9 protein-coding genes are annotated in these 6,946 nt (G+C 63.7%); 6 read left to right on the top strand and 3 right to left on the bottom strand.

What is annotated here, in order from left to right; genetic code table 11:
• Window positions 1-126: 126 nt before the first annotated feature.
• Entirely contained in the window at window positions 127-1,281 is a 1,155-nt protein-coding gene (locus tag VNH11_06765) for a sulfatase-like hydrolase/transferase (GenBank protein ID HVA46059.1), read from the bottom strand.
• Window positions 1,282-1,346: 65 nt separating this feature from the next.
• Between VNH11_06765 and VNH11_06760 the strand changes: the two genes are divergently transcribed.
• From VNH11_06760 to VNH11_06745, 4 genes are all read left to right on the top strand, one after another.
• Window positions 1,347-1,502 carry a hypothetical protein gene (locus VNH11_06760; protein ID HVA46058.1) on the top strand — a complete coding sequence of 52 codons (156 nt, stop codon included), beginning with the start codon at window positions 1,347-1,349 and terminating at the stop codon, window positions 1,500-1,502.
• Between the two features lie 307 nt (window positions 1,503-1,809).
• Window positions 1,810-2,130 (top strand): hypothetical protein, encoded by a 321-nt coding sequence (locus tag VNH11_06755; protein ID HVA46057.1) that lies wholly within the window; start codon window positions 1,810-1,812, stop codon window positions 2,128-2,130.
• On the top strand, window positions 2,123-2,503 hold the full coding sequence (locus tag VNH11_06750) for a hypothetical protein (protein ID HVA46056.1): 381 nt from the start codon (window positions 2,123-2,125) through the stop codon (window positions 2,501-2,503). Before VNH11_06755 ends, VNH11_06750 begins: the two co-directional genes overlap by 8 nt.
• 14 nt (window positions 2,504-2,517) lie before the next feature.
• Entirely contained in the window at window positions 2,518-3,303 is a 786-nt protein-coding gene (locus VNH11_06745) for an SDR family NAD(P)-dependent oxidoreductase (protein HVA46055.1), read from the top strand.
• On the opposite strand, the gene VNH11_06740 is transcribed toward VNH11_06745, so the two are convergent.
• Both VNH11_06740 and epmB read right to left on the bottom strand, forming a co-directional pair.
• Window positions 3,304-3,963, bottom strand: coding sequence for a phosphoesterase (locus VNH11_06740; protein HVA46054.1), 660 nt, complete (start codon window positions 3,961-3,963; stop codon window positions 3,304-3,306).
• A gap of 142 nt (window positions 3,964-4,105) precedes the next feature.
• Window positions 4,106-5,143 (bottom strand): EF-P beta-lysylation protein EpmB, encoded by a 1,038-nt coding sequence (gene epmB, locus VNH11_06735; protein ID HVA46053.1) that lies wholly within the window; start codon window positions 5,141-5,143, stop codon window positions 4,106-4,108.
• Window positions 5,144-5,173: 30 nt separating this feature from the next.
• On the opposite strand from epmB, the gene efp reads away from it, so the two are divergent.
• Both efp and epmA read left to right on the top strand, forming a co-directional pair.
• Window positions 5,174-5,743, top strand: coding sequence for an elongation factor P (gene efp / locus VNH11_06730; GenBank protein ID HVA46052.1), 570 nt, complete (start codon window positions 5,174-5,176; stop codon window positions 5,741-5,743).
• A 117-nt stretch (window positions 5,744-5,860) separates the two neighbouring features.
• Window positions 5,861-6,865 carry an EF-P lysine aminoacylase EpmA gene (gene epmA, locus VNH11_06725; GenBank protein HVA46051.1) on the top strand — a complete coding sequence of 335 codons (1,005 nt, stop codon included), beginning with the start codon at window positions 5,861-5,863 and terminating at the stop codon, window positions 6,863-6,865.
• Window positions 6,866-6,946 lie beyond the last annotated feature (81 nt).

Below are 6,946 nucleotides of genomic sequence, written 5' to 3'. Positions count from 1 at the left end.
ACGTCAAGGCGTTATCAGGATAAAACCATTTTCGGAAGCCATTTTATTGTCACTACGCTTTTTCGCCAATCACCCTGCCGGCCGTTGGAAAATAAGCACTTACGGCGATTGCCGACCCGAGACCTGTCAAACATGGGCTAGGCTGCGGCCGTCAAGCCCTTGCGGCGCCGGGACGTTCGCCAGCTCGCAGACCGTTGGATAAAGGTCGCGCAGGTAGCATTGCGCATCAATCCGCCGCCCCGCGGGCACTTTGGGCCCGCACATCACCAGAGGCGCGCCGATCGTATGCTCGTACATATTTTGCTTGCCGCGCAAACCGTGACTGCCGATCGCCAGCCCCTGGTCGCTGGTAAAGACGACGAGCGTGTTGGCGGCTTCTCCGCTCTCAGCGAGCGCGTGCAGGATGCGGCCAATCTGCTCGTCCATGTCTTCAATCACCGCGTAATAGGCGGCCAGTTCGGCGCGGACGATGTCGGGTGTGCGGGGCCAAGGCCAGAGCAACTCGTCGCGGCCCCGCAGATTTCCGTGCTCGAAGGGATGCTCCGGCAAAAAGTTGGCCAGCAAGCGGGCGCGGTCCGGCCTTGCCTGCTCGGCCTTGCCCGGCGGGATCAGCAGCGGATCGTGCGGCGCCGTGAAATTGACGTGCAGAAAGAACGGGCGATCGCTCTTGCGTTTCAGCAGTCGAATGGCGGCGTCGGCGAAACGGCGGCTGATGTCGGGCGTCAGGCCCACGCCCCGTTCCGGCAAAGGCTGGCCTTCGTCGGTGCGAAACACCCACCCCCGATAACCGGTTGTGTCGCGGCCGGCGAAATCGTGCGGAAAGCTCTGTGCCAGCCGGCTGCCCCCGGTGAAGAGCCCGTCGGTGGCCTCATAGCCGTGACCCGTCGGTTGGCCGCCGAGGTCCCATTTGCCGACGTGCCAGGTATGGTATCCGGCCGCCCGCATCGCCTGCGGCCAGAGCGTCAAGTCGGCGGCCAGCCGCTTGCCGAAATCGAGCACGCCATTGCGAAAGCCCGTGCAGCCGCTGATCAGTTCGGCGCGGCTGGGCGTGCAGATCGGGTTGGGGGCGACGGCGCGGGTAAACACGGTGCCGCGTTTGACCAGGGCGTCGATGTGCGGAGTGTGGATGTGATCGTTTCCCAGCGCTCCGATCGTGTTGGGCCGTTGATCGTCGGAAACGAGCAACAGCACATTGGGCCGGGCATCGGCGCCGTCGGCCGTCGCTGCGCCGCAAAGCGCGGCCAGCCAAACGGCAAGTAGTCGGAACCGGAAACGAATCATCACCGCCCTTTCTATGTTCGATCCGCGAAACGGCCCGCCGATACGCAAACGGCAGCACGGATAAGATGGCGGCGAAGAATGCTACGGGCGTGGTCGCCACCATGATGGCTAGCTTGGCCAACCCGTCCAGCGACTCCCATATCGGCGAGATCTCCTTTACCGCCACGCACGCGGTTGCGACGAGCGTTGTCGGCAAGAACACCGTCCGCAGCTTGAATTGAAGGCATGGCATGGCTCGTGCCAGGAGCTGTGAGAAACAACAACGATCGCGGCGCTAACAAGCCAGCCTAGCTTGCTTCCACCAGCCGTGGAAGGGGCCCATGGCGATCATCGATAAGGACTAGCGCCGCGAGATAGCCGCTGTGCCGGGTCACCGGTGCCACCGCGTCCGGCTTGCCCCGCATTGCAGTTTCTTCGTATGCTGAGAGATGGATTGACGGCGCAAAATCGTATGCTGAGGGCCGCTTGTCTCACTTGCCGGAGGATTGCACGTGGCTCTACCGCGGAGTTCCAGCAGAGTCCACCGAAGTGGATGACGTGAATTACTTTGAGGAGATCCGTCCACCGCGTCCGGATCGGGCTGGGGAGCAATGGCGGCGTTGGCACTCCGCCGGAATGACTGAGACTGGTTACACGAGTTGGACCACGGACCGCTCTTTGGCGGAGGAAGCCGCTCGTTCCGGGACCCACGAACTCAGCGGTAGGATCAGGGTCTTTCGCGTGCGCGTCGACACGCTTAATCCCGAGCGGCTTTATGAAGGCAGAGCAGACGAAGACGAGTATTTGATCGAAGGCACCGTGGAAAAGGTAGAGTTTTCCGAACACGTGACGGACGAAGAAAATGCGTAAGGCAGTTGGCCAACAATCGTGGTTGAGAGCAATTGCCGATGCCGCAAAAGAGCGGGATCTGGCACTACCATCATTCACCGGAAACGGAATGGGAACGGCCCGTTCCGAAAAAGTCGCGGGCGGCCGGTTCGTTACTTTCAAGCGCCGGCTCGTCCCCGAAGATCAAGCAGAGAACGATGGCGTCGAGTGGACGCTTTGGCTCGAGGAGCACGAGATGCCAGTTCCAATTGCCGCTTTCCGCCAGCCGGTCACGCCGATGCGTGAGGAGATTGCGGTTACGCTCTCCTTCCTTCAAGGCTGGCTTCTTGAAGGCTGGACGCCCGACGAGGCTAAGGCCAAAGTGGATCAACATCCCAGGTGCGCGACGACGTAGCGCGAACGCCGGGAATGACAACCACATTTTCATTTGCTCAAACCCAGTTCGATCTCACGGGCCGCACCGCTTTGGTGACGGGGGCCGGAACCGGCATCGGGCGCGCCACGGCCGAGTTGTTGGCCCGCGCCGGGGCCGTGGTCGGCTTGCACTTCCACACCAGCCGCGCAGGGGCCGAATCGCTCCGAGATTCAATCCACCAGTTCGGCGGCACCGCCTATCTGCTGGAAGCCGACCTGACGCAGGAAGCCGAGGCGGAGCGAGTCGCTGATCGCTTCGTCGAGCAGGCGGGCCGGATCGACGTCGTCTTCAACAATGCCGGCGCGCCGCTGGCCAGGACTTCGATCGAGAATTGCCCCACGAAACTGTGGCGGCAGGTGTTCGACGTGAATGTCCATGCGGCGTTTTATGTCACGCGCCGCGCGATTCCGCACTTAAGGCAGCACGGGCACGGCAGCATCATCAACAACCTGTCGCTGTCGGTGCAGACCGGCGGTTCCGGCGGCGCGGGTCCCTATGCGGCCGCCAAAGGGGCGTTGCAAGTGTTTACACGGACGCTGGCCCGCGAGTTGGCGCCCGCCGTGCGGGCGAATTGCATCATGCCGGGCGTGGTGGAGACGCCGCACCATGAGGTCTTCTCCACGCCCGAAAAGATGGAAGACTATCGCCGTCAGACGCCGCTGGGGCGGAATTCGCGGGCCGAGGAGGTGGCCCAGGCCGTGCTTTTTCTGGCCAGCGACGCCTCCAGCTTCATGACCGGCGGCCTGATCGACCTCAACGGCGGCCGGTTCTTGCGATAATCAGGTGGCGCCGCGAAAAATCGCCGTCAGGCAGATGCTCGACCAGGTTTCGAAACCGGTCATGTCGGCGAGCAACTCTTCGACCGGACGAAAGCCGCAGGAAATCAGCTCGCTTTCGCGCGGCGTGACCGCGGGACGTTCCACATCGAAGAGATGCACGATGCCCAGGTGGACGCGGCCGACTTCCGTCTCGTCGTCGTTGATCAGGCCCACGCAACGCTGATGAAAAGGCGTGTCGATGGCGACCTCTTCATCGAGCTCGCGCTGCATGCCGACCAAGTAGGGATTGCCGTCGCCCCCGGCCACGTCGTCGGACGAGATGTGCCCGCCGATGCCGATGCTCCGCTTGCGGTGCAGCCGCCCCTCGCCTTGTCCCGTGCCCCGCGTGTATTCGAACACCGTCGCCGCGCCGTCGCGAGTCTGGTGGCGAAAGATGCAGTAAGGAATGAGCTGTTTGAAACCGGGATCTTTTTCCATCGCGCCACGGGGCCGGAAGCTCACGTGCTCGGGCTTGAGCAGCGCGGCCAGGTAGCGGTCGGCATCGGCCGAAAAACCCTGGAAATGGCCCACTCGGTGAAAGACCTCGGTTGGTACGACCAGGATTTGTTCCGAGTCGGTCGCGGGATTTTGGATTTTGGATTTTGGATTTTGGATTGTCATGGGGAAGGCGAAGAGTTAGCGACGGAACAACACAATCGTGACCGACGAGCCTACTATGAACGACCCGCAATTCAAAGAGGGCGCAGGAGCGAGCGGGCGTAAGGGGTGGGACTGGCGGCAGCGCGCCGGGACCGGCCTTACCCTACAAAGGCTCCTTACAGGTCCCGCCCGCTGTCTCGCGCACGTACCGCGGCACGGCGTAGCCGGGCAGGCGGCGGCGTAGCTCGGACGCGAGCTTTCGCCCGACGGCCTCCGGCACCTCGAAATGGGCCGCCCCGCGAACGCGGTCCAGTTGGTGCAGATAGTACGGCATCACCCGCAGATCGACCAGCCGCCGGCAAAGTTCCGCCAGCACGTCGGCATCGTCGTTCACCCGCCGCAAAAGCACCGATTGGTTGAGCACGACGACGCCCGCATCGACCAACTGCGAAAGGGCCGCGGTCACTTGCCCGGAGATCTCGGCCGGGTGATTGGCGTGTACCACCACGATTGGCGTCAACCGCGATCCGCAGAGCCAATCGAGCAATTCCGGGCAGACCCGCTCCGGCAATACGATCGGCAGCCGAGTGTGGACGCGCAACCGCCTCAAGTGCCCGATGGCGGCCAGCCGTTCGGCGAGTTGCCGCAGCCAGCGGTCGACCAGCGTCAGGGGATCTCCGCCGCTGAGGATCACTTCGTCGATCGTCGGATCGGCTGCGATCTGCTCGATCGCCGGTTCCCACTGGGCCAGCGAATGCGGCGTCTCAGAATAGGGAAAGTGGCGGCGGAAACAATAGCGGCAGTGTACGGCGCACGCGCCGGTGGTCACCAGCAACACGCGGCCTCGATATTTGTGCAGCAAGCCGGGCGTCAGGGCCGCCTGGCGATCGCCCACCGGATCGGCCGTGAACTCCGGCGGCGACGACAGCTCGTCGGCCAGCGGCAACACCTGCAACAACAGCGGGTCGCGCGGGTCGCCCGGCCGCATGCGGGCCACGTAGCCGCGCGGGGCAAACAGCGGAAAATCACGGGCGGCCCGGACCGCGGCCCCGCGGCATTCGTCCGGCAGCCGCAACAGGCGGCACAGCTCGCCGGGATCGCGGACCGCCCCTTTAAGCAGGCTTTGCCAGGAAGGGGCCGGATTTTTGTTTTCAGCGCCGACAGAAAAGGAGGCGGCCGGTATACTTGGGGGTTCGTACATGGTGAAGTCAGGACCGACAGGAAAACGATTGTGCCCAGTTACAACACTAGCGAATTCAAGAAGGGATTGAAGGTCCAAATCGACGGCGATCCCTATATGATGATCGAGTGCAATTTTGTGAAGCCCGGCAAGGGAAACGCCCTTTATAAGTGCAAGCTGCGGAACTTGCTGCGAAACACCGTGCTGGAGCGGACCTATAAAGGGGGCGATTCGCTGGAAGCCGCCGACGTGGCCGAGATCGCCGCCCAGTATCTCTACCGCCAGGGCGATGCCTACGTTTTCATGGACAACACCAGCTACGAGCAGTACGAGTTGACGGCCGGCCAGGTCGACGACACCTGGAAGTGGCTCAAGGAGGGGATGGTCTGCAACATGGTGTTGTTCAACAACAACCCGATTTCGGTAACGCCTCCGAACCACGTGGTGCTGCGCATCGAGTATTGCGAGCCGGCGATCCGCGGCAACACGGCCACGAACCTGACCAAGCCGGTGAAGCTGGAGACCGGCGCCGAAATGGTCTGCCCGGCCTTCGTCGGCATCGGCGACCTGATCAAGATCGACACCCGCACCGGCGAATACCTGGAACGGGCGAAAGAGTAGGGTGGGGCAAGCGAGCTTGCGAGCGCCGGCCCACCGCTGAGGGAGAGATGGAGCGAGGGAGAGACGGAGCGAGGGAGAGCGCCCGTGCCCTGGCCGGGTCCTGTTGCAGCACGTCGAATGGCCAAATCCAGCCTCCCGCCGTCCAGTCCCGCCTGTGCTGCGAACGACTTCCTGCCCACCGCAAGCTGGCCGGTGCTGCGGCTGCGCGACGCGCTGCTGCGCAAGCTGCGAAGCTTTTTTCACGACCGCGGCTTCATTGAGGTCGATACGCCTTTGCTCTCCGCCGACGTGGTGGTCGACCGCCACTTGGAGCCGTTCGGCGTCGATGTGCCGTGCGGCGCCGGCAGGCGCCGGATGTGGCTGCAAACGTCGCCCGAATTTGCCATGAAGCGGCTCTTGGCCACCGGCGGCGGCGCGATCTTTCAGGTGACGCACGCCTTTCGGCAGGAGGAGCAGGGTCCGCTGCACAATCCGGAGTTCACGATGGTCGAGTGGTATCGTCGCGGCGATGGCCTGAGTGAAGGCATGCAGTTGCTCGGCGATTTGGCAGACGCCCTGCTGGCGCGCGGCCCTGCCGACCAGATAAGCTATCAGGCGGCGTTCGAGCGTTACGCCGGGATCGAGCCGCATAGCGCGACGATCGCGGCGTTGGCCGATGTGGCGCGCCGCCGGGGCGTCCCGGTGCCGCAGAGCCTGGGCGACGATCGCGACGCCTGGCTCGATTTGCTCTTGGTCGAGTTGCTTCAGCCGCACTTGGGGCGCGAGCGACCGGCGATCGTTTACGATTATCCCGCCAGCCAGGCGGCGTTGGCCTGTGTTCGCACGGGCCCGCCCGAAATCGCCGAGCGGTTCGAGCTGTACATCGACGGCCTGGAGTTGGCGAATGGCTATCACGAGTTGCTCGACGCCGAAGTGCTTCGCCGCCGCAACTGCGAGAACAATCGCCGCCGCGTCGCCGCCGGCAAATTGGCCTTGCCCGAAGAGAGCCGTTTGTTGTCGGCGATGGAGTCGGGCCTGCCGGCCTGTTGCGGCGTCGCCCTCGGTTTCGACCGCGTGGTGATGTTGGCCGCCCAAGCCGCGCAGATCAGTGACGTGATCGCCTTCCCCTTCGACCGGGCATAAGTCTGGCAGTGTATTGGGCGTGGACCAGCGAGCTTGCGAGCGCCGGCCCACCATAAACGAGGTCGCCATCGGTGGGCCGGC

Source organism: Pirellulales bacterium (assembly GCA_035533075.1).
In the GTDB taxonomy this organism is placed as follows: Bacteria; Planctomycetota; Planctomycetia; order Pirellulales; family JAICIG01; genus DASSFG01.
Note: the sequence above shows the minus strand (reverse complement) of the source record. Positions and strands in the feature narration are given on the sequence as shown.